The sequence below is a fragment of the Pseudomonas sp. A25(2017) genome (genome assembly GCF_002001065.1).
Taxonomy (GTDB): Bacteria; Pseudomonadota; Gammaproteobacteria; order Pseudomonadales; family Pseudomonadaceae; genus Aquipseudomonas; species Aquipseudomonas kilonensis.
The window spans coordinates 135,479-160,738 of the sequence record NZ_MUOA01000057.1 but is presented as its reverse complement, the minus strand read 5'-3'; the positions used below and the strand labels follow the sequence as shown (position 1 = coordinate 160,738).

The window sequence follows — 25,260 nt, the reverse complement described above, 5'->3', positions numbered from 1 at the left end:
TGGCTTGTTTGACGTCTACTTCTGCCATCACTTTCTACGGACCTTCGACGTGAATAACCCTGACTACGGCGCATAATGTGTCCACTATGTCCCCGCACAGGTGTCAACCATGTGTCCGGTCCGTACAGAAGAGCGCCAAAAGTAACCAAAAGCGCTTTGCCCCACCACTCGGCACCTCGCCCAGGCTCGGTGTGCCCTCACTCCGGCATTGCTCCGTGGGCCCGCCGCGAAGGGCCATCCATGGCCCAGCGCGGCTATCCCGGCATCCATGCCGGGATGCCCACTCCACAATGCCTGCGTTCGGCCAGCGTGGTTAACGGGGCGCCGAGATCAACGTCCACCGCGAGGCGGCCTAACAGCCGACCTGGTTCTTGCGGTCGTACACCCGTCAGCTCTGTGGGAGCAAAGCTTGCTCGCGAAGGCGGCCTTACGGCCGACCTGTTTCTCCCTGGTGAACCCAATCCCTTGTGGGAGCGAGCTTGCTCGCGAAGGGGCCGGTGCATACAACCTCAATTGAAACTGCACATCCGGGTCCCCAAACACATTTAGTTAGCCTGCTTTCTTTTATCCCCTCCTCGCGCCATGATGAAACTCTCTTACCGCTGCCCGCGAACGAGCCCTATGCCCACGCCCTCACCTGCCTCCAGCTCCCTGTCGATCACCCTGCAGATCGTCTCCATCGTTTTCTACACCTTCATCGCCTTTCTCTGCATCGGCCTGCCCATCGCCGTGCTGCCGGGTTATGTCCACGAACAACTGGGCTTCAGCGCGGTGGTGGCCGGGTTGACCATCGGTTCACAGTACCTGGCGACCCTGCTCAGCCGCCCCATGGCCGGGCGACTGTCGGACAGCGTTGGCACCAAGCGGGCAATCGTCTACGGGCTGTCGGGAATTGTGCTCAGCGGCGTGCTGACGTTGATCTCGACCTTGCTGCAAAGCTTTCCCCTGCCCAGCCTGCTGATCCTGATTGCCGGCCGTCTGCTGCTCGGCGTGGCCCAAGGGCTGATTGGCGTGGGTACCATCAGTTGGTGCATGGGCCAGGTGGGTGTGGAGCACACGGCCCGCTCGATTTCCTGGAATGGCATCGCCTCGTACGGGGCCATTGCCATTGGCGCCCCATTGGGGGTGGTGATGGTCGGTGAACTGGGTTTCGCCAGCCTGGGCGTTGCCTTGTCGTTGCTGGCGGGCGCTGCGCTGTTGATGATTCGCAACAAGCCGTCGGTGCCGGTCATTCGCGGCGAGCGCTTGCCTTTCTGGGCGGTGTTTGGGCGCATTGCGCCGTACGGAGCGGGCCTGAGCCTGGCGTCGATCGGCTACGGCACGCTCACCACGTTCATCACCTTGTTTTATGTCAGTCGCGGCTGGACCGGCGCGGCCTGGTGCCTGACGGTCTTCGGTATCTGCTTCATCCTGGCGCGGTTGTTGTTCATTTCCAGCATCGCCCGCTTCGGTGGCTTCAACTCGGCCATTGCCTGCATGAGCATCGAAACCCTCGGTCTGGTATTGCTGTGGCTGGCACCGTCCACCCCGTTCGCCCTGGTCGGTGCCGGGCTGGCCGGCTTCGGGCTGTCGCTGGTATACCCGGCGCTGGGGGTGGAGGCCATCAAGCAGGTGCCGAACACCAGTCGGGGTGCTGGTTTGAGCGCTTATGCGGTGTTCTTTGACCTGGCGCTGGCGATTGCCGGTCCGCTGATGGGGGTGGTGGCGTTGAACATGGGCTATTCGTCGATCTTCTTCTGTGCTGCCTTGTTGTCCCTCACCGGGTTGGGCCTGACTCTGCTGCTGCGTGGCCGAGCCATAAGCGCACCTTATTGATCGTAATACTGCTCACTGCCGTTTTTGTTTTGAGAAGGTCCGGTATTTACTTGTTCTGGTGTGTATATCCGTTTCTGCGGTAACGGCCGCTTAGGGTTCCGCCCTGACGGCGGGTCACTTTTGGAAGAGCGCCAAAAGTAACCAAAAGCGCTTTGCCCCACCACTTGGCACCTCGCCTAGGCTCGGTGTGCCCGAACGAAGGCATTGCTCCGTGGGCCGCCGCGAAGGGCCATCCATGGCCCAGCGCGGCTACCTCGGCATCCATGCCGAGGTGCCCACTACGCAATGCCTGCGTTCGGCCAGCGTGGTTTAACGGGGCGTTCAGATCAAGATCCAAAGCAACAGCAAGAGCAGGAGCAGGAGCAGGAGCAGGAGCAGGACATATGCCCACATTTATTTAGCTGACCCACCGCTATCGCGAGCTGGCTCGCTCCCACATGGGGTTGCGGGTGCTCACCGCATCTGCGCACGACACAAAAACCTGTGGGAGCGAGCTTGCTCGCGAAGACGTCGGCACATCCAACATTACCGTAAACTGAACCACCGCTTTCGCGAGCAAGCTCGCTCCCACAGGAGAAACGCGATCACCCAGAACCAGGTCGGCTATCAGGCCGCCTCGCGGTGGACGTTGATCTCGGGCGCCCCGTTAACCACGATGGCTGAACGCAGGCATTGGTTCGTGGGTAACCCGGCATGGATGCCGGGTTAGCCGCGCTGGGCCATGGATGGCCCTTCGCGGCGGCCCACGAACCAATGCCGGAGTGAAGGCATGCCGAGCCTAAGCGAGGCACCGAGTGGTGGGGCAGAAGCGCTTTGGTTACTTTCGCGCTTTTCGAAAGTGACCCGCCGTCAGGGCGGAACCCTAAGCAGCCCTTACCGCAGAAACGGATATACACACCATCCTTACGTAAAACCATGCCTCTCTATTGATCAGCCGTCCTCATCCCCGCCCGGGTCGGCTTGCCCAAGGCCTCGCCAAAGAAGCGACTGGCCTCGGAAATCATGGTGCGGTGGATGTCCTTGCGGTCGACCCCGTCAGCATCCGTGCAAAGCGCCGGCATCGCAGCGACCTGCTCGTCGGTACACGGCGCCATGAAGACAAAATGTCCCGCGCCGGCCAGGGTCTTGAAATCCGGTGCGGTGGGCAGCTTGCGGGCCAGAGCGGCGGCGTTCTTGTCGAAGGCAACGAGTTTGTCGCCATCGCCGCTGTACAGCAGCACCGGCACATGAACATCAGCCAGGGTATGACGGCCGAACTTCAGGCTCAATGGCGCCATCAGCAGCAACGCCCGGACCCTGGGGTCGGCCACGGGTTGCAGGTCATCGCGGTCGGCGATCAGTTCGCCTTGGGTATTGCAGGCGTCTCGGTCATCCGGTCGCTCCACGCAGTAACGGCGCAGGCGATTGAGGTCCGGCGTCGCACCCGACAGGATCAGCGCGGTTTCGCCGCCAGCCGAATAGCCGATCACCCCAACCTGCCCGGCGTTGACGAACGGCGAGAGCATCGGGTCATTGAGCGTGGCGGTGATGGCTTCGGAAATCTGGATCGGCCGCCCGTACAGGTTGCTCAGGGTGCCAAGCCGACTGTGATCCTGGTTGTTGTCGCCGGGATGAATTACCGCCACCACGACAAACCCCTTGCGCGCCAGCGAGGTGGCCAGGTCATGCAGGGCCAGCGGCGTGCCGGTATTGCCATGGGACAGCATCAATAGCGGAAAGCGTCCGATGGCGATCTTGGCGTCCGGCGCGGCATCGATCTGGTAACCACCCAGCAGGCTGGACTGTTCCCGGTCGGTGGATGGATAAAAGGCGATGGCGTGCATCGGCTGCTGATCGAGCGGATCGAGAAAGCTCAGTTCATGGAAACCAGCGCTCCAATGCGGATGCGGCCCCGGTGCGGCCTGCACTGAACCGAGACTGGCAAACAAGCAAAGCAGCAGCGCTGCACCAAAACGTGTCATCGAATCTTCCACCTTCACCAGCGTACGGGAAGGCCCCGTCGCTCGCAGTCTTGGCCGTGCATAACCTGCGCCATAAAGCCCGGCGCCGAATGCAGCAAAACCCTGCATCCCGACCATCCAATGACGACGAGAATACAGGGTTTTACGAAGGTTGCCCGATTAGCTTGGCGCCTTTACGCAAGCCTTACGCAGCGGCGAACTGCTGGCCGATCTGCAACGTGGCTTCACTCATGGCTTTGGTGCGCATGTCGTCACCGTAGGCCAGGCCTTCGGCGCGGACGAATTCGATATCGGTGATGCCGATGAAGCCGAACAGTAGCTTCAGATAGTCCTCATGACCCACGCCGCTCGGTTGGCCGGCATGCAAGCCGCCCGCCGTGGAGACGATCACCAGTTTCTTGCCGCCGCACAGGCCTTCGGGACCGGCTTCGGTGTAACGGAACGTCTGGCCGGCCACGGCAATGCGGTCGATCCAGGCCTTGAGCTGGGTCGGCACGCTGAAGTTGTACATGGGGGCTGCGATAACGACCGCATCCGCCGCTTGGAATTCGGCCATCGTGGTAGCACTCAACTCTGCCTCGTGTTGTTGGGCAGCGTCACGCAGTTCAGCGCTGGTGCCCGCGGCGATCAAGGTCTGGGCGGAAAAATGGCTGATGGCATCGGCGGCCAGGTCGCGGTAGGTCACCGTGATGCCTGGCTCGGCAGCTTTCCAGGCGTCAACCACTTCACGGCTCAATTGGCGGGAAGCGGAGTTGTCGCCGAGGATGCTCGAATCGATGTGCAGCAGTTTCATGTGAGTGCTCTCCAAGTGAGGACCGCAACCAGGCGATCAATTGGAGACAATCCTATCGATGAAGCCAATATTCGATAAGTCAGCACAAATGCGATAGTTTGTCCCACTGACAGGACAATCGAGCTGAACATGCAAGACCTCAATGACTTGTACTACTTCGCCAAAGTCGTCGAAGCCGGCGGTTTCGCGGCGGCCGGGCGGTTGCTGGGCATTCCCAAGTCACGACTGTCGCGGCGTATCGCCGAGCTGGAAGAACGCCTCGGCGCCCGGTTGCTCCAGCGCACCACCCGCCAATTGAAATTGACCGCGGTCGGCGAACGTTATCTGCGCCACTGCCAGGCCATGTTGCTGGAGGCCGAAATGGCCGACGAAGCGGTGGCGAGCATGTCCAGCGAACCCCGCGGCCGATTGCGGGTATCGAGTCCGGTGGGCCTGGCCCACCAGTTCCTGCCGGTGATAATCGAAACCTTCCTGGTGAAATACCCTTTGGTGCAACTGGACATGACCCTGCTCAATCGGCGGGTGGACCTGATCGGCGAAGGCATCGACGTGGCGTTGCGCGTGCGCGACCTGGGGGACGAGGACCCCTTGCTGATGACCCGACGTCTGCGCCAGGCGCGACTGATGATGGTCGCCAGCCCGGCCTTTGTCGAAGGGCGGCGGATCGAAACCCCGGACGATCTCAAACAGTTGCCGGTGCTCGGGGCATTGGAAGCCGATCGCCAAGTGCACCTGCACTTGGTCAGCGCCGATGGGCAGCGTGTGGAACTGAGCCTGGAAGCCCGCCTGGGCATTGACGACTTCATTGTGCGCCGGGCCTGCACCCTCGCCGGCCTGGGCTTCACTTTATTGCCGAGCATGTATTGCGAGCAGGAATTGCAGGACGGCACACTGGTGGAACTGTTGCCTGGATGGTCGTCGCCCGATGGCTGGCTCCAGGCGGTCTACCCGCATCGGCGCGGCATGCTGCCGGCGGTGCGTGCATGGATCGATCATTTGGTGGAAGCCTTCGAGGGCTGTGGAGATAGAACGCTATGAGGTTGAGCGAAGAGGATGTCGCGCAGTTTTGCCTGGGCCTGCCCGGCGCCAGGGAGGACTACAAATGGGGCGGCGTGCGCGTATTTTCCATTGCCGGGAACAAGATGTTCGCCCTGCAGGGCCTGCGAGGCGACTCGTTGGCGTTCAAGGTCGACAAGGATCTGTTCCTGGGGCACTGCGACCGGCCGGGCATCCACCCGGCGCCTTACCTGGCGCGGGCCCAGTGGGTCATCATGCAAGTGCCCTACCCGCTGGGGGCCGAAGAGCTGCGAGGCCTGCTGCAACGCTCACACCAATTGGTGGTCAGCAAATTGCCCAAGCGCACGCAGGTGGGCTTGTTGCTCTAGCCATTCAGAACAGATAGCTGCCCAGGAACAACTGGTCGATCCAGAACACCTGGTGCAGCAGCACGATGAACCAGAACACCACCTGAAACGACACTTTGCGGGTCTTGTGGCGAAACAGCTGCTGGGCCAGCAAGGCTCCGGGCCAACCGCCGGCCAGTTCCACCGCATGCAACACGTTCTCCGGGGTGCGCCAGGTGTCGGCGCGTGCCTTGCGCTTGTCGCTCCAGTACAGCAGGAACGCCACCGCGCTGACGACGCCATAAGCCACCATCGGCACCCACGACACCGCCCGTAGCCCGAATAGCAGCGAACCGAACAGCGGCAAGGCACAGAGCAGCGCAAACACCATCAGTTTGAGCCGCAGGTGCTGCACGGTGCCTTCAGCATTGCGCCCGGCACGTTTGCGCTTGCCTGATTCGTTCATGGCTTGGCAGCGGTCCAGTCCACCCAGCCAAACTGCCAGGTTGCCAGGATCAACAGGCCGAAGGCGATTCGATACCAGGCGAACACGGCGTAGCTGTGGCTGGCGATAAACCGCAGCAGGCCCTTGACCGCAATCATGGCGAAAATGAACGCCGTGACGAAGCCAATGGCGAACACCGGGAAATCCGCCGGGACGAACAACTCACGGTATTTGTAGCCCGAGTAGACCGCCGCACCGACCATGGTCGGCATCGCCAGGAAGAACGAAAACTCGGTAGCGGTTTTACGCGACAGCCCGAACAGCAGGCCACCGATGATGGTCGCACCGGAACGGGAGGTACCCGGGATCATCGCAATGCATTGGGCCAGGCCGACCTTCAGTGCATCTTTCCAGGAGATCTCGTCCACCGTTTCGGCGTGCACCTGGTGCTGGCGCTTTTCGGCCCAGAGCATCACCAGGCCGCCCACCACCAGTGCGGCGGCCACCGTGATCGGGTTGAACAGGTAGTGATGGATCCAGTCGGCAAACAGCACGCCCAAGACCACCGCGGGCAGGAAGGCGATCAGCAGGTTGGCGGTAAACCGGCGGGCGCTGGGTTGCGTCGGCAGACCCAGCACCACGTCGAAAATCTTGCGCCGGAACTCCCAGACCACCGCGAGGATCGCGCCGAGCTGGATGATGATGTTGAATGCCATCGCACGTTCGCCACCGAACTCGAGCAAGTCGGCGACGATGATCTGGTGCCCCGTGCTGGAAATCGGCAGAAACTCCGTCAAGCCTTCCACTACGCCAAGAATCAGTGCCGAAAAGGCAGTCCACAAATCCATTCATCCCCCAAAAAAGACGCTGCTCATGCAGGTCTTATCAATATTCAAGTGTCATACAGGTCCACGCAGTGGCTGCACGATAGCTGCGATCTTTCAAAAAAAACCAATGAAAAAATCAGAACAGGCTCAGGTTTTGCGCTGCGGGGCCGAAATCCTATCAGACAAGCCCTGATAACGCTGCCGCGTTGTGACTCAGGTCAATGACCGATAGCGGCTGGGCGTTACAGTGCCGGCCGTCGATATGACAAGAATAAAAAACCGGAGTGACAGCGTATGAATAGCTTGCGCAGTGTGTCGATCAGCCGACGCTTGTGGCTCATCCTGGTGGTGGCCATCGTGATGTTGTTCACGCTCGGCGCGTTTATGCTCAAGCAGATCCACACGGATCTGTATCAGGCCAAGGTGCAGAAGACCCAGCATGTGGTGCAGACCGCCAGTGGCGTGCTGAGCTACTACCATGGGCTGGAAACCGCCGGGACCCTGACCCGTGAGGCGGCGCAGAAGCAAGCCCTCAGCGCGGTGCGAGGCCTGCGTTATGACCAGAGTGACTATTTCTGGATCAACGACCTGGCGCCGGTCATGGTCATGCACCCGACCAACCCGAAACTTGAAGGCCAGAACCTCTCGGCGATCCGTGACCCGAACGGTTATGCGCTGTTCAACGAGATGGTTGCCATCGCCAAGTCCAAGGGCGCCGGCATGATCAACTACCTCTGGCCGAAGCCGGGCGCCGAGGCGCCGGTGGGCAAGACCTCCTACGTCAAACTGTTCGAACCCTGGGGTTGGATCATCGGTTCGGGCGTCTACATCGATGACGTCCAGGCCGAGTTCCAGTCCCAAGTGATCAAGGCCACGGTGGTCGGCCTGATCATCACCCTGCTCATGGGCCTGCTGTTGACCCTGATTGTGCGCAGCATCGTCGGCCCGCTGCAGGAAACGGTCAACGCCATGGCCAACATCGCCAGCGGCGAAAGTGACCTGACCCGCACCCTCGACACCCACGGCCAGGACGAAGTCACCCAACTGGCGCGGCATTTCAACGCCTTTACCGCCAAGTTGCGGCAAGTAGTGACCCAACTGCAAGCTTCGGCCAGCGCGCTGGGGCAATCCTCCAGTGAATTGGGCAACGACGCCACCCAGGCCCAGCAACGCAGCCAGCAGCAATCGCAACAAATGGAGCTGGTGGCGACCGCGATCAATGAAGTGACCTATGGCGTGCAGGACGTGGCCAAGAACGCCGAGCACGCAGCCAGCGAGATGCGCGACGCCGAATCCCAGGCCCAGCAAGGCCAGGTCAACATCGATGGCAGCTTGCAGCAGATCGACCGCCTGTCCCAGACCATCGACCAGGCGGTGGAAGTGATCCGCACCCTGGCGAGTGAAAGCACCCAGATTGGCAGCGTGCTGGAGGTGATTCGCTCCATTGCCGAGCAGACCAACCTGCTGGCCCTCAATGCCGCGATCGAAGCCGCCCGCGCCGGCGAACAAGGCCGGGGCTTTGCGGTGGTCGCCGATGAAGTGCGGCTGCTGGCCCAGCGTACACAGAAGTCCACCGCAGAGATCCAGGCGATGATCGAGCGCCTGCAAACCCATTCCGAAGCCGCCGTGAAAGTCATCAGCGACAGCAGCCGCGCCTCGCAACTGACCATCGAACAGGCCGGCCTGGCCGGTGCCAGCCTCAACGCCATCGGCCAGGCCCTGCGCAACCTCAACAGCCTGAACGCCTCCATCGCCAGTGCCACCCTGCAACAGGCCCATGTGGTGGAAGACATCAATCAGAACGTCACCCAGGCCGCCGGACTGTCCCACAGCACCGCCATGGCCGCCGAACAATCCAGCCAGGCAAGCGGTCGCCTCAAGGCACTGAGTGAAGAATTGAACGGGTTGCTCAAGCAGTTCCGGGTCTGAAGATTGATGGGCTATTTGTGGGAGCGGGCTTGCTCGCGAATGCGGTGTATCAGTCAGCAAATACCTAACTGACAGATAGCATTCGCGAGCAAGCCCGCTCCCACATTGTTCTGTGCTGGCCCCAGATTGGGTGTCCACCGCAAATCCCTTGTGGGAGCGAGCCTGCTCGCGATAGCGGCGGCACATTCAACATTGGTATTGGAGCTGCCCACGCCATAGCGTTTACAATCGCCGCCCTCTCCTATCTCCCCAAGGAACCGCCATGTCCGGGCTTGAACTGTTTGCCGCAGCCCTCGGCGTGATCGCTGTCTGGTTGACCGTCAAGCAGAACCCCTGGTGCTGGCCGATCGGCCTGGTCATGGTGTTGCTGTACAGCTGGATTTTTTTCGAGGTGAAGTTGTACTCGGACATGCTGCTGCAGGTTGTCTACGCGGTGCTGCAACTCTACGGTTGGTGGCAATGGACCCGAGCCGGGCACAATCATGATGGACGCCAGGTCAGCCGCCTCGGCGGGCCGTCGGTGTTGCTCGGCCTGGCCATCGGCGCGGCAGGCAGCCTGCTGTTGGGCGCCGCCATGGCCCACTGGACCGATGCCGCCCAGCCCTGGCTCGATGCCGCGCTCACCGGTTTCAGCCTCGTCGCCCAGTGGTGGATGGCGCAAAAACGCGTGCAATGCTGGCCGCTGTGGATCGTCCTGGACGTGATCTTCGTCGGCCTGTTCATCTACAAGGGCCTGCACCTGACCGCCGCGCTCTACGCCCTGTTCACCCTGCTGGCCGTGCAAGGCTGGCGGGAATGGCGCGCCGACCCGGCCCTGCGCGCATGAAGGTGGTGGTCCTGACTGGCCCGGAATCCAGCGGCAAGAGTTGGCTGGCGGCGCAATTGCAGGAACACTTTGGCGGCGTGCGGGTGGATGAGTACGTGCGCCACTTCATGGAACAGACCCGGCGCGATACCTGCCTTGCCGACATCACCGACATCGCCTCCGGCCAACTGGCCTGGGAAGATCAGGCCCGTGCCCGCCGTCCCGCGCTGTTGATCCTCGACACGCACCTGCTGAGCAACATCCTCTGGAGCCAGACCCTGTTCGGCGACTGCCCGGACTGGCTCGAGCCGGCCCTGCTGGCCCGTCATTATGACCTTCACCTGCTGCTGAGCCCCGAGCAGGTCGAATGGACCGGCGACGGTTTGCGTTGCCAACCCGAACTGGCAGAACGGCTGGCGTTTTTCGAGACGATCGAGGCCTGGCTGAGCGTACATCGGCAACCGTTCCAGGTCATTGAAGGCGATTGGGCGCAACGCCAGCAGCAAGTGTTCGCCGCCGTTACCCGCCTGCTTGAAGCCTGACCACAAGGGTGATCTGTTCCATTGCTGAAACACCACGGTCGCTGCAAACCCGGATCCAACGTCGCTTCACCAAATTGCCATCAAGACTGTCAAGCTTCTGAAACACCCCCCCAAAAGCCTGGATCCATGGCCCTGGGACAGTGTGTGACCGCCTGGTCACCATGCCCCTTGTCTCAGCGCTGAAACAGGTCCCTTCCCCGGCATCCCCCCATAAATCCAACTCATTGAATCCAAAGGCATTCCAAAACTCGGCACGACACCTGCTCTCCACCTTCGTAACGCTGGCTAGGGCCGCGTACCTAAGAAGGAATCGATGCCATGGGGATTTTCGATAGGGGCATGACCTGTCTGCTGTTGATCGGCTGCGCCGCCAGCGCAACGCTCAGTCTGCCAGCTCAGGCCGAGGGCAACGGCGTCATTGTGCTCAACCGTGACGTGCAGCCCATCGCAATTGGTCGCAACGGTGGCAAAGACCCCTACCCGACCACCGTCAATGCCAACCCCTCCGAACGAATCAACCAGGCGACCGCCAGCACCGAACTGAGCGATGGCGAGTTCGCCAGCGTGGCCAGCGGCTCGTCGATCCGCAACACCCTCAACCCGAACACGGGCGTGCAGGGCCTGAACGTCGTGACCAACCCCAACGGCATGCCGGGCATGAATGCCGGTCACGGTGGCGGTAGCGGCGGCGCGATCTCCGGCACCATCAACCGCTCGTTGAGTTCTGGCCTGGCCCCGTTGGGTCGGCTGGCGGGAGGTCAGTGATATGAAGCCCGCGCTGTTCCTACTCACTCTGTTCATGCTTTCCCTGCTCAGCTCTTTCACCGTATTTGCCGATTCAGGTGTTGCGGTGGTCAGTAACGCCAACCTGCAGGATTCCGGCAGCCATTACACCGGCAACTTCAACGTCAACCAGGCGGCCGGTGACCAGATCCAGCAGACCAATGCCCGGGCCATCGCCATTGGCAGCCACGCCCAGGCCAGTACCCGCGTGCAACAACGGGTCGACACGCAGGCCAACCCCTCCATGAACGCCACCGCCCGCATCGGCGGCCAATCCTTTACCAACGGCAACGGTGTGCTGGGCGTCAACCAGTCCGCCGGGGCCAACAACCAGATGGCCAATGTCATGCGGGTGGGCATCAGTGCCCAGCCGCAGAGCATTGACGACAGCGCCCTGTCTCAACAGAACGTGGCGTTGCTACCGAACTCAGGAGCAACTGGCGCCCCAACCGGCAGTCGCCAGGTCGTTACCAGCGACCAGGCCTTCACCGGCAGCCGAGGGGTAATCCAGGTGAACCAGAGCGCCGGGGTGGGAAACCGTATGGCCAACACCCTGAGCATCCGAGTCGCTGATTGACCCGGAGGCTACATAAGAAAGTACTGACACTTAACCAACGACACGCAAGGAGAAACACCATGAAACCTACAATGGCACTCAAACCATTGGTTTTCGCTCTCGCCGCTGTCATGGCAATGGCTGCACAGGCTGGAGGAAACGGCAACGGGCACGGCGATGGTCACGGCCACCATGGTCCCAAAGGCCCAACGTGGCAAGAACAGCTGTCCATCAACGCCAGCGCGATGGCTACCGTGATCGATGAGCAGAACAGCGACGGCAACGAGGTGCTCAACCAGGGCACTAAAAACACCGCCGACGCTACCGATTCCCTCAATGGCAGTAACGGGAACATGGGGGCGAACATCGCCGCTGGCGATGGTAACCAACAAGACAACGCCGCCGCGCTGGCTACCGCTGACGAAAGCTTCATCTTCGGCTCGGCTGTCGCCGCCTCAAGTGCCACGCAAACCAATACCAACAACTATGTAAAAAACAACTCGACCCACAACAACGCCTCGCTCACCAATGCAGGCAACGACGGCTCCGGCAACATCGGCATCAACGTGACCGCCGGCAACTTCAACCAACAGAAAAACAACCTGGCCATTGCCGTATCGGGTGGCCGTGTCGCACAGGCCTCTGCCGAGGCCAATCAGTCCTCCACTGGCCTGGTGGTCGACAATAAGGGTGTACGGACCTACAAAACCGACACGCTCACCAGCACCTACGCCGCTTCTGGCACCTTCAAGGCCAAAGGCACCGGCACCGTCGAAGAGGACGATCATGGTGGCTGGGGCAACAGAGGCGGTAACGGCGGTCACGATGACGACAAGTTCAAGTTCTCCGCCGTGGGGACTTTCGAACTGGCCGGCAGCAACACCCAGCAGGTGCTGACCCGCGACGGTTGGAAAAACCCTGTGATCAACAACGCCACCATGACCAACTCCATGAACGGCTTCTCCGGTAACGGCGGCGCCAACGTATCGGCAGGCGTGGGCAACCAGCAAAGCAACTCGCTGTCCATCGCGGCCGGCTGCAGGGCTTGCATGTAAAAAAGTACCGCTGTAGGGGCGGGGCTGTGGGAGCAAAGCTTGCTCGCGATGAGGTCGTTACATAAAACGCCTCTGTTGGCTGTAAACCGCTATCGCGAGCAAGCTTTGCTCCCACGGACTCGCTCCCACAGTGGGCTTTTTTCCCGGATGTCCACTAGGCGTATTGATCATGCGTGTCACTGCCGTTTCCCTGCTGCTCTGCCTGGCTTGTATGGCCGAAGCGGCGCAGATACCGGTCGCCGCCCTGCCTGGCGGCATGCTGGTCTACAAACCGGTGCAAAGCGTACGCGAGCGTAAGTTCAGCGACATCGTCGAGCAGAAAACCGATTTCAGTTGCGGCGCCGCCGCACTGGCCACGGTGTTGCGCCAGGCCTATTGGCTTGACGTCGATGAAGAGCACGTCATCAAAGGCATGCTGGTCAATGCCGACCAGGACCTGGTTCGCACCCAGGGTTTTTCCATGCTGGACATGAAGCGCTACGTGGAAAGTATCGGCATGCGTGCCCGAGGCTACCGGATACCGCCAGAGAAACTCGAAGCGGTGACGATCCCGGTGGTGGTCCTGATGGATATACGCGGCTACAAGCATTTCGTGGTGTTGCAGCGGGCCGACAAGCAATGGGTCTACATCGGCGACCCGGTGCTGGGCCACAAGCGCTACGCCCATGATGAGTTCGTCAAAGGCTGGAACGGCATCGTCTTCGCGATCGTCGGCCCGGGCTATGACAAGACCAATGCGCTACGCAGCCCTCCTCAACCCCTGACAGCCCGTAACAAGCTGGACGGTTTCAACCCGGTCAGGGATGCGGAACTGATGGATTTCGGCTTCATACAGAGCGACTTTTTTTAATCGCCGACCTACTGCCAACAATAAGTACAAAAAGGAGCAGGAAGCTCCGGGAGCAACACATGAAAACCTCACACTGGCTGTCGCTGGCCTGCCTGCTCGCGACTGCCTCGGGCTATGCCCATGCCGGCTTCAAACCCATCGAAGTCAAGGACCAGGAGCTTGCCGAGCTGCGCGGTCGTTATGTCATGCCCGGCCGAGTCATCAGCTTTGGCATCGTCATGAGCAGTACCTGGCGCAACGCCAGCGGCGACTTGATCGGCGCCACCAGCACCATGCAGATCCAGGCTGCCACCGTCAAACCCGAGTTTTATGTCTCCACCGTCAAGCAGACCGGCAACGGCAGCGTCCCGGAACAGGGCAGCGGCAACATTACCGGTGGTGCGGGCCTTGGCACGAGCCAGGGCGTGACCCAGAGCGTACGTGCCGCCGGCGACGGCAACACGGCCTACAACAACGTCAACATCAATGTGAAGGAGAGCAACCGGGCGCCAGCGCTTGTGCCCTCCCAGGGCCAACTGCTGACCAAGGGCCAGACCATCAGCGGCAGCAACGCCGCCGGCAGCGTCGCGGTCACCGCCACCGGCAGTGGCGTGCAAATGGCGATCCAGGCCAGCCACAACCAGGGCAGCAGCCTGCAACAAGTGGCCCAAGGCGGTTTGCTGCAAAACACCCGCCTGCTGGGCAACAGCAACCTGGTCAACAACATGACGCAACTCAATGTGGTGCTCAACAATAACGGCCCCAGTGCCGGCGCCTTGGACTGCAATCTGACCCAACTGCGTGGCCTGCGTAACCTCGGTTATTGAGCTACGCTGATCTCCGATCATTGGGCAAATAGGGACGACATATTTCATGTATCGATCCGTATCGTTGCGCGCTGTCATGTGTTTAAGCACGTTGTTCCCTGCGGCCGTGTTGCACGCGGCCCCGGATGCGGACATCGAGGCCCTGAAACAGGAACTTCTCGAGCTCAAGCAACGATACGAGGTCCAGCAAAGGGCCCTGGCGGTGCTCGAACAGCGGGTTCGCCAGGTGGAAGATCAACCCGCGGCGCCACCGCCCAAGCGCCTGGCCAAATCCCCGGCCGACATGAAAGGCAACCAGACCGTGGCCGGCGGTGGCGCGGCAACGGCTGGCGGCAGCGGCTACGGGCAATCCCTGGCCGATGATTCCCAACCGGCCCAGAGCGTCTCCAACCTCTATGACGAGGCCAGCGGTTTCTTCGGCGGCGGCAAATTCAGTTTCGAGACTGGCGTGACCTATTCGCGCTACGACACGCGGCAACTGATCCTCAACGGTTTCCTGGCCCTGGATTCGATTTTCCTGGGCAACATCAACCTCGACCGGATCAAGGCCGACACCTGGACGCTGGACCTCACCGGTCGCTATAACTTCGACAACCGCTGGCAGTTCGACCTCAACGTCCCGGTGATCTACCGCGAATCCACGTACCAGTCAGGCGGCGCGAACAACGGCGCAGCCGGTGTCACCAGCGAAGAGACCGTGACCCGCAACCCCACCATCGGCGACGTCAACTTCGGCATCGCCTACAAGTTCATGGATGAGTCGATCAACTCCCCGGACGCGGTGGTCACCTTGCGAGTCAAGGCCCCCACCGGCAAGGACCCGTTCGGTATCAAGCTGCGCCAATCCCAGGCCAACACCAACCTGTTCGTGCCTGACGACCTGCCCACCGGCAACGGTGTATGGTCGATCACGCCCGGGCTTTCGCTGGTCAAGACCTTCGACCCGGCGGTGCTGTTCGGCACCCTTTCCTACACCCATAACTTCGAAGAATCGTTCGATGACATCAGTTCCACGGTCAACCAGGAGGTCCCGGGCAAGGTGCGGATCGGCGACAGCTTCCAGATCGGCGCGGGCATTGCCTTTGCCTTGAACGAGAAGATGAGCATGTCATTCTCGGTCTCTGACCTGATCCAAAAGAAAAGCAAGCTCAAACAGGACGGTGGCGACTGGGAGTCGGTGACCTCCAGCGACGCCAACGCCGGCTACTTCAATATCGGCATGACCGTCGCCGCGTCCGACAACCTGACCATCGTACCCAACCTGTCCATCGGGCTGACCGACGATGCGCCGGATTTCACCTTTAGCCTGAAATTCCCGTACTACTTCTGATGAGGATGACGATTCCATATCATCCCCTGTGGGAGCGAGCCTGCTCGCGATAGCGGAGTGTCAGTCACAGCAAAATGACTGATCCACCGCTATCGCGAGCAGGCTCGCTCCCACAAGGGATTATGTGGCACCCGTTTCAGCGGATCTGGTGCTTGTGCAGCAGACGATAGAACGTCGGCCGGGACACGCCCAGTACCCGGGCGGCGACGCTCAGGTTGTCACTGTGACGGTTGAGCACATCGCTCAGGGCCTGGCGCTCGGCGCGGGTCTTGTAGTCCTCCAGCGTGCCCATCGGTGCCACGACGCCCTGGTGGCTGGCCAGGCCGAGGTCACGGGCCTCGATTTGTCGGCCTTCGGCCAGTACCAAACCGCGACGGACGCGGTTGGCCAGCTCCCGCACATTGCCGGGCCAGTCATGCATGCCCATCGCCACCAACGCATCCTCGCTGAAGCTGCGGGGACGGCGGCCGGTTTCCTGGCTGTAGAAATGGGAAAAGTGGCTGGCCAGCATCGCCAGGTCACCATGGCGTTCGCGCAACGGCGCCATCGACACTTGCAACACGTTCAAGCGGTAATACAGATCCTCGCGAAATCGCTTGTGCTCAATGGCCGCCTCAAGGTCCACATGGGTGGCGGCCAAGACCCGCACATCGACCGCAATCGGCTGACTGCCACCGACCCGCTCAATGTGTTTTTCCTGCAGAAAACGCAGCAGGTTGGCCTGCAGCTCCAACGGCAGGTCGCCAATTTCATCGAGAAACAACGTGCCACCGTGAGCCGCCTCGATCCGTCCGATCTTGCGTTGGTGAGCCCCGGTGAACGCGCCCTTCTCATGCCCGAACAATTCGGACTGGATCAGGTGCTCCGGAATCGCACCGCAGTTAATGGCGATGAACGGCTTGTTGCGCCGGTGAGACTGACAATGCAGGGTGCGCGCCACCAGTTCCTTGCCGGTGCCGCTCTCACCCCGAATCAATACCGGCGACTCGGCAGGCGCCAGCTTGCTCAACAATTTGCGCAGTTCGCGTATCGGCTTGCTGTCGCCCAGCAGTTCATGTTCGGGCTGATCAATGTGGACCGAGCCCTGCCCCCGCAGGCGCGCCATGCCAAACGCCCGGCCCAGTGTCACCTGGACCCTGGACACGTCGAACGGCAAGGTATGGAAGTCGAAAAACCATTCACAGACAAAATCACCGACGTTTTGCAGGCGCAACACTTCCTGGTTGAGCACGGCGATCCATTCGGTGCCGCTACGGCTGATCAACTCCTTGACCGCTTCCGGGCGCTCCAGGTGAAAAGGTTGTAATCGCAAAAGGCCGACGTCACACGTCCGATCGCCAGCGTGTTCAAGGGCGCAACTGTCCACATCCCAGCCAATGGTGCGCAGACCTGGCAACAGGCGATGACAATCGTCGCAGGGATCAACCACGAGCAAACGACGTGACGTACTGGCTTCGATCATGACTGATCCTTGGCGCCAAAATAAGGAAATATGATTAGAAACAGTCGTTTGGCAAACCTGCATGTAACAGTAGCAAGAAGTTGACGCCCCCTTGTATCGATTGATTATCGAGATCGCGTCAAACTGGTTATAAGCGAGCGTTTCGTTAGTTGTCGCAGGCGTATTTCTTTCATGGCGCTTTCAAACAAAAGCCAAAAAGCCTGGTCTGAAAGAAAATCGAAATTTATTTAAATAATGTGTGACCCGCCTGTGGGTTCGGGACATCAGTACAAGTAACCAGCCGCACGGTACGCCCAACCGACGGCACATCATTTGTTTGGGCACACTTAAGAGAAAACGCCATGAACGCCCCGCTCCGTATCAACGAAGCTCTTTTGATTGCCGACCGCGCATTCCGTCCTTTCCACTGCGTGGCCTGGGCTCCACAAGACGGTAACGGTGAACTTAGCCTGACCGTCGTCGACCGCACCAATACTCATATTGGCCGCACCCAGATTCCAAGCAGCGCCTATACCGACCCGGTCCAACTGGCCGACCTGTTGAAACAGGCCCGTGCCGAACTGAGCCAGGAAGGTTACACATTGCAATCGTGGTCGATGCCTGAATAACCACCGGTAACGCCTGTTATCGATTGCAGGCTTGGCTCTGGATTGTAAAGCCATTGTTATGGCACGAATCGCTGCTGTATCTGTAGAACATGACAGTTGTGCATTGTCACATTCAGGGATTGAATGTTGCCCTCATGCAGTCGTCGCCCTTCCGGGCCTTTCGACACGCAAGGAGAGGCAGGCATGCTCGATCAGTTCGCGTTTGTGCTCCCCCGGACCATGGCCCACGCCGGGCAGCTTGACTCAGGCTTTGCCGCCAACGGCAAAGCCTGGGTTCATTTCGAAGACAGCACCTCGAGCCTGACCACTGGATTGACCCTCGACCACGCAGGAAGAATCCTGGTGGCGGCCAGGATCGAGACCACCCACGGCAGCCGGTTCGGGCTGGCAAGACTCAACCATGACGGTTTAACCGACCCGGACTTCGGCACTCGCGGCTGCGTGATCGGCGCATTTGAAAACGGTTTCGACGCGACGGCAGGCAAGGTGATCGCGTTGCCCGACGGGCATATCCTGTTGTCCGGCCTGCACTACGAAAACAACGACCATACCTTTCCGGCCCTGGCGCTGTTCGATCAGCAAGGCCGCGCCGTTCAAAGCTTCGGCAACGCCGGCCGGCACATCATCAGGCTTTGCGGCAATCTCTCCCAAGGCCTGCGCGATCCCTGGCTGCCGCCCGGCGTGCCGGGACTTGAGGCTTGCGACATGCAAGTGCAGGCCGATGGCCGGATCCTTGTGCTCGCCAACCATCACTATCAATTGTCCGACCATGTCGGCGTACTGATCCGGCTCTTGCCCTGCGGGGCATTGGATACCTCATTCAACGGTCGCGGTTTCGTGATGGTCCGACGCTTGTTGAAAAATACCTGGCTCGGCTGCCTGGCGCTCCAGGCTGACGGCCATATTGTCGTCGGTGGCGCCATCGACTTGCCCCAGCATGGCTTGATTGCCCGCTATGACAGCAGCGGCAAGCTCGATGACAGCTTCGGTGAAAACGGCTTTCTGTCGATCCTGGCGCAGGATCACAGCGTGATGGTCAGCCAGATCGTCCAGGACACGAACGGTGATCTGCAGGTGTTCGGCAGCAGCCGTGATCCGATGCATAGCCTGTCCCTGAAAGTGCGCCCGGACGGCAAGCCGGACCGTCATTGCAACCAGGGTCAGTGCCAACTCATGGCGATCGGGAGCAATGCCAGTCAGTGGACCGCCGCCCAGCTTCAAGCGGACGGAAAACTGCTGACCGCTGGCGCCACCATCGGCGGTATCGAGGCCGATTTCGTGCTTGCCCGACATCTGCCAGATGCCAGCCTCGACCCGGATTTCGGCCAGGGCAAAGGCTGGGTTCGCACGCGACTCGGCTACAGCCTGGACACCGCCACCGCCCTGGCTGTGCAGACTGACGGCAGAATCCTGGTGGGCGGCTATTCGCTCCACGGTCATTATCGAGCGGTGGTTGCGCGATATTGGGCCTGAGTCGAATTGTCGCGGGTGAACGGTATTTATTCTTACGCTTGATATTCCTCATTTCTTACGGCAACTTGCGCGCTTCTAACTAAAAGGAGCAGCCGATGTCCGGCCCAATGGCTCAAGCGTTCGCGCACAACTTTCTTGGCCACTCACCGCGCTGGTACAAGGCGTGCATCATCACCTTCCTGATCCTCAATGCCGTGGTGCTGTGGACCCTGGGCCCGGTCGTCGCAGGCTGGATGCTGGTGCTGGAGTTCATCTTCACCCTCGCCATGGCCCTTAAATGCTACCCATTGATGCCTGGTGGGTTGCTGCTGGTCGAGGCCCTGGTGCTGGGCATGACCACCCCCAAGGCGCTGTACGACGAGCTGCTGCATAACTTCCCGGTCATCCTGCTGCTGATGTTCATGGTGGCCGGGATCTACTTCATGAAGGATCTGCTGTTGTTCCTGTTCTCGCGCCTGCTTTTGGGTGTGCGTTCCAAGGCGATGCTGTCCTTGATGTTCTGCTTTCTCTCGGCGTTTCTGTCGGCCTTTCTCGATGCCTTGACCGTCACGGCAGTGATCATCAGCGCCGCGGTGGGCTTTTATTCGGTGTACCACCGCGTGGCGTCGGGCAACGATCCGCGCCAGGACAGCAGCATCGATGAAGACCATGACCTGCCGACGCTGCATCATGCCGACCTGGACCAGTTCCGGGCCTTTCTGCGCAGCCTGCTGATGCATGGCGCCGTGGGCACGGCGCTGGGCGGCGTCTGCACCTTGGTGGGTGAACCACAGAACCTGCTGATCGGCCATGAAATGGGCTGGCATTTCGCCGACTTCTTCCTGAAAGTCGCGCCGGTGTCGCTGCCGGTGCTGGTAGCCGGGCTAGCGACCTGCGTGGCGCTGGAAAAGCTGCGTTGGTTCGGTTACGGCACGTTGTTGCCAGACAACGTGCGTGCCGTGCTGGCCGACTACGCCGAGCAGGACAATCGCGAACGCACCGCACGGCAACGAGCGGCGCTGATCGTTCAGGGTATCGCCGCGCTGATTCTGATCGTGGGCCTGGCGTTACACATTGCCGAAGTCGGCCTGATTGGCCTGATGGTCATCGTGTTGATTACCGCCTTCACCGGCATCACCGACGAGCACCGGCTGGGCAATGCGTTCAAGGACGCCATGCCGTTCACGGCGCTGTTGGTGGTGTTCTTTGCGGTAGTGGCGGTCATCCACGACCAGCAGTTGTTCACACCGCTGATCCAGTGGGTCCTGGCCCTGCCCGCCGACCAGCAGCCGGGCATGCTGTTCATTGCCAATGGCCTGCTCTCGGCCATCAGCGACAACGTGTTCGTGGCGACCATCTACATTACCGAGGTCAAACAGGCCTTCGTCAACGGCCACATGAGCCGCGAACAGTTCGAGACCCTGGCGGTGGCCATCAACACCGGCACCAACCTGCCGAGCGTCGCCACACCCAACGGCCAGGCCGCCTTCCTGTTTCTGCTGACCTCGGCGATTGCCCCGCTGATTCGCCTGTCCTATGGCCGGATGGTCTGGATGGCGCTGCCCTACACCGTGGTAATGGGTGGCTTGGGGTGGTATGCGGTGACTTACTGGTTGTAGAAATATTGGAACATCGATGGCAAGGGGATCCCTCTGTGGGAGCAAGGCTTGCCCGCGATGAAGGCGATGCGGTCTATCAGGAACCGAGGCGCCTGTTTCGCGAGCAAGCTTTGCTCCCACAGTAGGAATAAATTCCCCTGCCACAAAAGCCGGGGCATCCTATCGCGGCAAGATGTACCGTTCGATCGCCAGCGCCGCACCGTCATCGATAACGGCGGCGGTCACGACATCCGCTTGACGCCGGATCGCCTCCTCCGCCTGCCCCATGGCAATCGACAACCCCGCGCGGTGGAACATCGCCGGGTCGTTGCCACCGTCGCCCATGGCCGCCGTCTGTTCCAGTGGCACATCAAGGAAGGCTGCCAGGGTCGACAGTGCTTCCCCTTTGTTGGCCTTCATCGCCGTCACGTCCAGGTAGATCGGTTGCGAACGCGACACCTGGGCCTGGCCCTTGAGCAGCGGATGCAGCCGAGCTTCCAGTTCCACCAGCAGGTCGGTGTTGGCGCTGGTGGCGACGATCTTGTCGATCCGCTCCAGATACGGCTCGAAGCTTTCGACCTCTACGGGTGGGTAGCCCAGGCCACGCGTCTCCACCGGTACCATCGGACCGTTGGCGTCGCGCACCAGCCAGTCGCCATCGGCAAACACCCAGACTTCGATGCCGGGTTGATCGGCATACATGGCCAGCGTGGTCAGAGCGGCCTCGGGGGGCAGGTAATGGACGGCAAGAAAGCTGCCATCGGGATGAACCAGCGTGCCGCCATTGAACGCCGCCGTGGGCAGGTCGACGCCCAAGGCCTCGATCTGCTGCAACATGGCCCGCGGCGGTCGCCCGGTGGCGAGGCTGAACAACACACCGGCCTCACGCAATGAGCGAACCGCTTCAATGGTGCGCTGGTTGAGACTGTGATCAGGCAGCAGCAAGGTGCCGTCCATGTCACTGAGCAAGAAACGGATGGGGTACTTCAGCAGATCACTCATCCGAGGCCATGCCAGACGCGATTGTCGCGGGTCAGCAAGTCCTCGGCGGCCGCCGGGCCATCTTCGCCGGCCTTGTAGGACTGGAGTGCCGCGTCCTGCTGCCAGGCATCGAGGAACGGCTGCACGGCGCGCCAGCCGTTTTCAATGTTGTCGGCACGCTGGAACAGCGTCTGGTCACCGGTGAGGCAATCGTAGATCAGGGTTTCGTAACCTGTAGACGGCTGCATTTCGAAGAAGTCCTTGTAGGCAAAGCCCAATTCGATATTGGCCATGTCGAGTGCCGGCCCCGGCCGCTTGGCCAGCAGGTCGAACCACATGCCTTCATTGGGCTGAATCTGGATTCTCAAGTACGTAGGTTGCAGTTCGTCGACCTCGGTGTCGCGAAACTGCGCGTAAGGCGCTGGCTTGAAGCAGATGACGATCTCCGTGTCCCGCACGCTCATGCGCTTGCCGGTGCGCAGGTAAAACGGCACGCCGACCCAGCGCCAGTTGTCGATCATGACCTTGAGGGCGACGTAGGTCTCGGTGCTGCTGTCGGGCGCTACGTTGGCCTCCTGGCGATAACCGTTTACCGCCTTGCCGCCGACTTCACCGGCAGTGTACTGGCCACGGACCGAGTTGGCCCGGGCCTGCTCCACCGACCAGGGCCGGATCGCCCCGACAACCTTGGCCTTTTCCCCACGCACGGCGTCAGCACCAAACGCCGCTGGCGGCTCCATGGCCACCATCGCCAGCAGTTGGAAAAGATGATTGGGCACCATGTCTCGCAGGGCGCCGGTGTGTTCATAGAAACTGCCACGGGTTTCCACGCCGACGGTTTCGGCGGCGGTGATTTGTACGTGGTCGATGTAGTGGTTGTTCCAAAATGCCTCGAACAGGCTGTTGGAGAAACGGCTGACCAGAATGTTCTGCACCGTTTCCTTGCCCAGGTAATGGTCGATGCGATAGATCTGTTTCTCGCTCATGACCTTGAGCAGGCAGACGTTCAGCGCTTCGGCGGTAGGCAGGTCGGAGCCGAACGGCTTTTCGATCACCACCCGCCGGAAGGCGCCCTCCTGCTCCTGAAGCAGCCCGGCCGCACCGAGGCGGCTGACCACTTCACTGAAAAAGCGCGGCGCGGTCGCCAGGTAGAAAACCGCATTGCCGGTGCCGCTGGCCGCGATTTTCGCCGCCAGCGCCTGGTAGGTGCTCTCATCGAGGAAATCACCCTGGACGTAGCTGATGCCCCGGGCCAGCTTGGCCCACAGCACTGGGTCGAGCGCGCGGTTGGCATCACCGCCCTTGCTCGCCGCTTCGTTACGGATGAAATCCTCGAGTTTCTTGGCAAAATCCACATCGCTGATGGCGTTGTGGTCAACACCGATGATGCGCAGCCCATCGCCCAGCAGACCGTCGCGACTGAGGTGGTAAAGCGCCGGCATCAGCAGACGCTTGACCAGATCGCCATGGGCGCCGAACAGAAACAACGTGGTCGGCGGCGCGGGTTCTGCCTTGGATTTGCTGGCGATCGAGGTCATTTTTTCGGCGTCTCCACGTGGCCGCCAAAGCCGAAGCGCATGGCCGAAAGCATTTTGTCACCGTACGTGCTTTGCTGGCGCGAGCGGAAACGGGCGAACAGCGAACTGGACAGGACCGGAACCGGCACCGCTTGCTCAATGGCGGCCTCGATGGTCCAGCGGCCTTCTCCGCTGTCGGCGACTTCGCCGGAAAAACCGTCCAGTTTCGGGTCGCTGGCCAATGCGTCGGCGGTCAAGTCCAGCAACCAGGACGACACCACGCTGCCGCGACGCCAGACTTCGGCGATATCGGCGACGTTCAGGTCGAAACGCTGCTCAGCCGGCAGGCTTTCGCTGGATTTGGTCTTGAGGATGTCAAAACCCTCGGCGAAGGCCTGCATCATTCCGTATTCGATGCCGTTGTGGATCATCTTCACGAAATGCCCAGAACCGGCCGGGCCCGCGTGGATGTAGCCACGTTCGGCGCGGTCATCGTCGGATTTGCGATCACGGGTGCGCGGGATGTCGCCCATGCCCGGCGCCAGGCTGTCGAACAGCGGGTCCAGGCGCTTCACCACGTCGGCCTCACCGCCAATCATCATGCAGTAGCCGCGCTCCAGGCCCCAAACGCCACCGGAGGTGCCGACGTCGATGTAGCTCAGGCCTTTTTCCGACAAGGCCTGGGCGCGACGGATGTCGTCCTTGTAATACGTGTTACCGCCGTCAATGATCACATCACCCGGCTCAAGCAGTTCGCTGAGGGCGTTGATGGTGTCTTCGGTGGGTGCGCCGGCCGGCAGCATGACCCAGACCGCCCGTGGTTTTTCCAGGCCGGCGACCAGTGCCGAGAGGTCCGCGACGCCCATCGCGCCTTCCTGGTGCAGGTTTTCGACAAAAGCGGCATTGCGGTCATAGACGACGGTGGTGTGCCCATTGAGCATCAGGCGCCGCGCAATATTGCCGCCCATGCGGCCCAGTCCAATGATCCCGAGTTGCATGTGCTGATGCTCCCTACTACAAATAAAGGTAAGTCAAAGATTTAGCTCGTAAGACACGTGGAGGTTAGTCCAGAGCATTGCTGCATAGTTTCCGGGTAATTCGAGCGATCACAAGGGATAAAGCTCAAGATCCGGCCGAAGCCACAGCGACCATGAAAAATAAAAAAGTTCCAATCACAAGCAAAAGAAATCAGAATCGGCGCCGATAGTAGAGGTGTCGACCAAATACTGGCGACATCTCTATAGTTGATGTACGCCATTTGCGAGGTGAGCAATGGGCCCTGTCGTTACCGCACGTCCTCCCCAAACCCTTTATGTGACCATTCGTCGCGATGAATTGCGCCTACTCAAGGAAGAACGCGATCTACTGCTTGATGAAGTGATGCAGCTGCGCATGCAGTTGCAACACGCACAGCTGCCCCACCAAAGCCAGTCCCTGGCTCGGTAACCGCCCCAGAGGGTAGGAGCTGGCGAAGCCTGCGATCTTTTGATCTTGATCTTTCGCTTGAGACTTAACTGTCTGGGGCAAGATCGCAGCCTCGTTGCACTCGACAGCTCCTACACAGTTCCTACACAGCACCTGCAGGCAAAGGCCAGCGGGTGCAAGCTCCCTCGCCACAGCGTGGGGCGCTTCTTTGCCTGTCGTGCTACCGGCTCATCACCTTCCCTGCGTTTTGTAACCGAAAAACTCATAATTTTTTCACAACCGGCTCGCAATACTCCGCGCCTTTAGGGTTGCTCGGCGTATGCCTGCGGTCACCAATCAGGTGCCGACAGCTTCGTCGATAAGGGCTGGAGCGCTTG

General features: G+C 60.7%; 24 protein-coding genes. 16 read left to right on the top strand and 8 right to left on the bottom strand.

The window, feature by feature from the left end:
- Nucleotides 1-621 precede the first annotated feature (621 nt).
- A complete protein-coding gene (locus B0E42_RS12175; RefSeq protein WP_018601537.1) occupies nucleotides 622-1,815 on the top strand; it encodes an MFS transporter in 1,194 nt (397 codons plus the stop codon).
- 923 nt (nucleotides 1,816-2,738) lie between these two features.
- Here the strand turns inward: B0E42_RS12175 and B0E42_RS12160 are convergent.
- Both B0E42_RS12160 and B0E42_RS12155 read right to left on the bottom strand, forming a co-directional pair.
- Nucleotides 2,739-3,776, bottom strand: coding sequence for a hypothetical protein (locus B0E42_RS12160; protein WP_018601539.1), 1,038 nt, complete (start codon nucleotides 3,774-3,776; stop codon nucleotides 2,739-2,741).
- A gap of 184 nt (nucleotides 3,777-3,960) precedes the next feature.
- Nucleotides 3,961-4,569: an FMN-dependent NADH-azoreductase gene (locus B0E42_RS12155; protein WP_018601541.1), complete on the bottom strand. Its 609-nt coding sequence runs from the start codon at nucleotides 4,567-4,569 to the stop codon at nucleotides 3,961-3,963.
- 129 nt (nucleotides 4,570-4,698) lie between these two features.
- Here B0E42_RS12155 and B0E42_RS12150 point away from each other — a divergent pair, with 129 nt between their 5' ends.
- Nucleotides 4,699-5,607, top strand: coding sequence for a LysR substrate-binding domain-containing protein (locus tag B0E42_RS12150; RefSeq protein WP_018601543.1), 909 nt, complete (start codon nucleotides 4,699-4,701; stop codon nucleotides 5,605-5,607).
- Nucleotides 5,604-5,954 carry an MmcQ/YjbR family DNA-binding protein gene (locus B0E42_RS12145; protein ID WP_013693486.1) on the top strand — a complete coding sequence of 117 codons (351 nt, stop codon included), beginning with the start codon at nucleotides 5,604-5,606 and terminating at the stop codon, nucleotides 5,952-5,954. The genes B0E42_RS12150 and B0E42_RS12145 overlap by 4 nt, the downstream gene beginning before the upstream one ends.
- Before the next feature lie 4 nt (nucleotides 5,955-5,958).
- On the opposite strand, the gene B0E42_RS12140 is transcribed toward B0E42_RS12145, so the two are convergent.
- Nucleotides 5,959-6,378 (bottom strand): DUF1294 domain-containing protein, encoded by a 420-nt coding sequence (locus B0E42_RS12140; protein WP_018601547.1) that lies wholly within the window; start codon nucleotides 6,376-6,378, stop codon nucleotides 5,959-5,961.
- Nucleotides 6,375-7,205, bottom strand: a complete 831-nt coding sequence (locus B0E42_RS12135; protein WP_024618726.1) for an undecaprenyl-diphosphate phosphatase — start codon at nucleotides 7,203-7,205, stop codon at nucleotides 6,375-6,377. Before B0E42_RS12135 ends, B0E42_RS12140 begins: the two co-directional genes overlap by 4 nt.
- Nucleotides 7,206-7,478: 273 nt before the next feature.
- Between B0E42_RS12135 and B0E42_RS12130 the strand changes: the two genes are divergently transcribed.
- The 9 genes from B0E42_RS12130 (at nucleotide 7,479) to B0E42_RS12090 (ending at nucleotide 15,840) form a co-directional block, all read left to right on the top strand.
- A complete protein-coding gene (locus B0E42_RS12130; RefSeq protein ID WP_018601551.1) occupies nucleotides 7,479-9,113 on the top strand; it encodes a methyl-accepting chemotaxis protein in 1,635 nt (544 codons plus the stop codon).
- 262 nt (nucleotides 9,114-9,375) lie between these two features.
- The gene (pnuC, locus tag B0E42_RS12125; RefSeq protein ID WP_077506482.1) at nucleotides 9,376-9,939 is read left to right on the top strand and encodes a nicotinamide riboside transporter PnuC; all 564 of its coding nucleotides are present in this window, start codon (nucleotides 9,376-9,378) and stop codon (nucleotides 9,937-9,939) included.
- Nucleotides 9,936-10,460, top strand: a complete 525-nt coding sequence (locus tag B0E42_RS12120) for an AAA family ATPase (protein ID WP_033062411.1) — start codon at nucleotides 9,936-9,938, stop codon at nucleotides 10,458-10,460. The genes pnuC and B0E42_RS12120 overlap by 4 nt, the downstream gene beginning before the upstream one ends.
- A gap of 318 nt (nucleotides 10,461-10,778) precedes the next feature.
- Nucleotides 10,779-11,225 carry a hypothetical protein gene (locus B0E42_RS12115; protein WP_053180122.1) on the top strand — a complete coding sequence of 149 codons (447 nt, stop codon included), beginning with the start codon at nucleotides 10,779-10,781 and terminating at the stop codon, nucleotides 11,223-11,225.
- Between the two features lies 1 nt (nucleotide 11,226).
- Nucleotides 11,227-11,820 (top strand): hypothetical protein, encoded by a 594-nt coding sequence (locus B0E42_RS12110; RefSeq protein WP_018601559.1) that lies wholly within the window; start codon nucleotides 11,227-11,229, stop codon nucleotides 11,818-11,820.
- A 59-nt stretch (nucleotides 11,821-11,879) separates the two neighbouring features.
- A complete protein-coding gene (locus tag B0E42_RS12105; RefSeq protein ID WP_053180124.1) occupies nucleotides 11,880-12,854 on the top strand; it encodes a hypothetical protein in 975 nt (324 codons plus the stop codon).
- A gap of 169 nt (nucleotides 12,855-13,023) precedes the next feature.
- On the top strand, nucleotides 13,024-13,704 hold the full coding sequence (locus tag B0E42_RS12100; protein ID WP_024618719.1) for a C39 family peptidase: 681 nt from the start codon (nucleotides 13,024-13,026) through the stop codon (nucleotides 13,702-13,704).
- 59 nt (nucleotides 13,705-13,763) lie between these two features.
- On the top strand, nucleotides 13,764-14,510 hold the full coding sequence (locus B0E42_RS12095; protein ID WP_018601565.1) for a hypothetical protein: 747 nt from the start codon (nucleotides 13,764-13,766) through the stop codon (nucleotides 14,508-14,510).
- 46 nt (nucleotides 14,511-14,556) lie between these two features.
- A complete protein-coding gene (locus B0E42_RS12090; RefSeq protein ID WP_018601566.1) occupies nucleotides 14,557-15,840 on the top strand; it encodes a transporter in 1,284 nt (427 codons plus the stop codon).
- Between the two features lie 136 nt (nucleotides 15,841-15,976).
- Here B0E42_RS12090 and B0E42_RS12085 read toward each other — a convergent pair whose 3' ends face one another.
- The gene (locus B0E42_RS12085; RefSeq protein WP_024618716.1) at nucleotides 15,977-17,302 is read right to left on the bottom strand and encodes a sigma-54 dependent transcriptional regulator; all 1,326 of its coding nucleotides are present in this window, start codon (nucleotides 17,300-17,302) and stop codon (nucleotides 15,977-15,979) included.
- Between the two features lie 341 nt (nucleotides 17,303-17,643).
- Here B0E42_RS12085 and B0E42_RS12080 point away from each other — a divergent pair, with 341 nt between their 5' ends.
- From B0E42_RS12080 to nhaB, 3 genes are all read left to right on the top strand, one after another.
- Nucleotides 17,644-17,910: a hypothetical protein gene (locus B0E42_RS12080; RefSeq protein ID WP_014338145.1), complete on the top strand. Its 267-nt coding sequence runs from the start codon at nucleotides 17,644-17,646 to the stop codon at nucleotides 17,908-17,910.
- Nucleotides 17,911-18,093: 183 nt separating this feature from the next.
- On the top strand, nucleotides 18,094-19,383 hold the full coding sequence (locus tag B0E42_RS12075; RefSeq protein WP_077506481.1) for a hypothetical protein: 1,290 nt from the start codon (nucleotides 18,094-18,096) through the stop codon (nucleotides 19,381-19,383).
- 95 nt (nucleotides 19,384-19,478) lie between these two features.
- Entirely contained in the window at nucleotides 19,479-20,981 is a 1,503-nt protein-coding gene (nhaB, locus tag B0E42_RS12070; RefSeq protein ID WP_053180128.1) for a sodium/proton antiporter NhaB, read from the top strand.
- Between the two features lie 159 nt (nucleotides 20,982-21,140).
- Here nhaB and B0E42_RS12065 read toward each other — a convergent pair whose 3' ends face one another.
- The 3 genes from B0E42_RS12065 to gnd are packed head-to-tail and all read right to left on the bottom strand — an operon-like array spanning nucleotide 21,141 to nucleotide 24,480.
- Complete coding sequence (locus tag B0E42_RS12065; RefSeq protein ID WP_077506480.1) at nucleotides 21,141-21,962, bottom strand: Cof-type HAD-IIB family hydrolase; 822 nt, start codon at nucleotides 21,960-21,962, stop codon at nucleotides 21,141-21,143.
- On the bottom strand, nucleotides 21,959-23,479 hold the full coding sequence (gene zwf, locus B0E42_RS12060; protein WP_077506479.1) for a glucose-6-phosphate dehydrogenase: 1,521 nt from the start codon (nucleotides 23,477-23,479) through the stop codon (nucleotides 21,959-21,961). Before zwf ends, B0E42_RS12065 begins: the two co-directional genes overlap by 4 nt.
- The gene (gene gnd / locus B0E42_RS12055; protein WP_225919183.1) at nucleotides 23,476-24,480 is read right to left on the bottom strand and encodes a phosphogluconate dehydrogenase (NAD(+)-dependent, decarboxylating); all 1,005 of its coding nucleotides are present in this window, start codon (nucleotides 24,478-24,480) and stop codon (nucleotides 23,476-23,478) included. The genes zwf and gnd overlap by 4 nt, the downstream gene beginning before the upstream one ends.
- Before the next feature lie 250 nt (nucleotides 24,481-24,730).
- Here gnd and B0E42_RS31090 point away from each other — a divergent pair, with 250 nt between their 5' ends.
- Nucleotides 24,731-24,904, top strand: coding sequence for a DUF6026 family protein (locus B0E42_RS31090; RefSeq protein WP_018601582.1), 174 nt, complete (start codon nucleotides 24,731-24,733; stop codon nucleotides 24,902-24,904).
- Nucleotides 24,905-25,260: the final 356 nt, after the last annotated feature.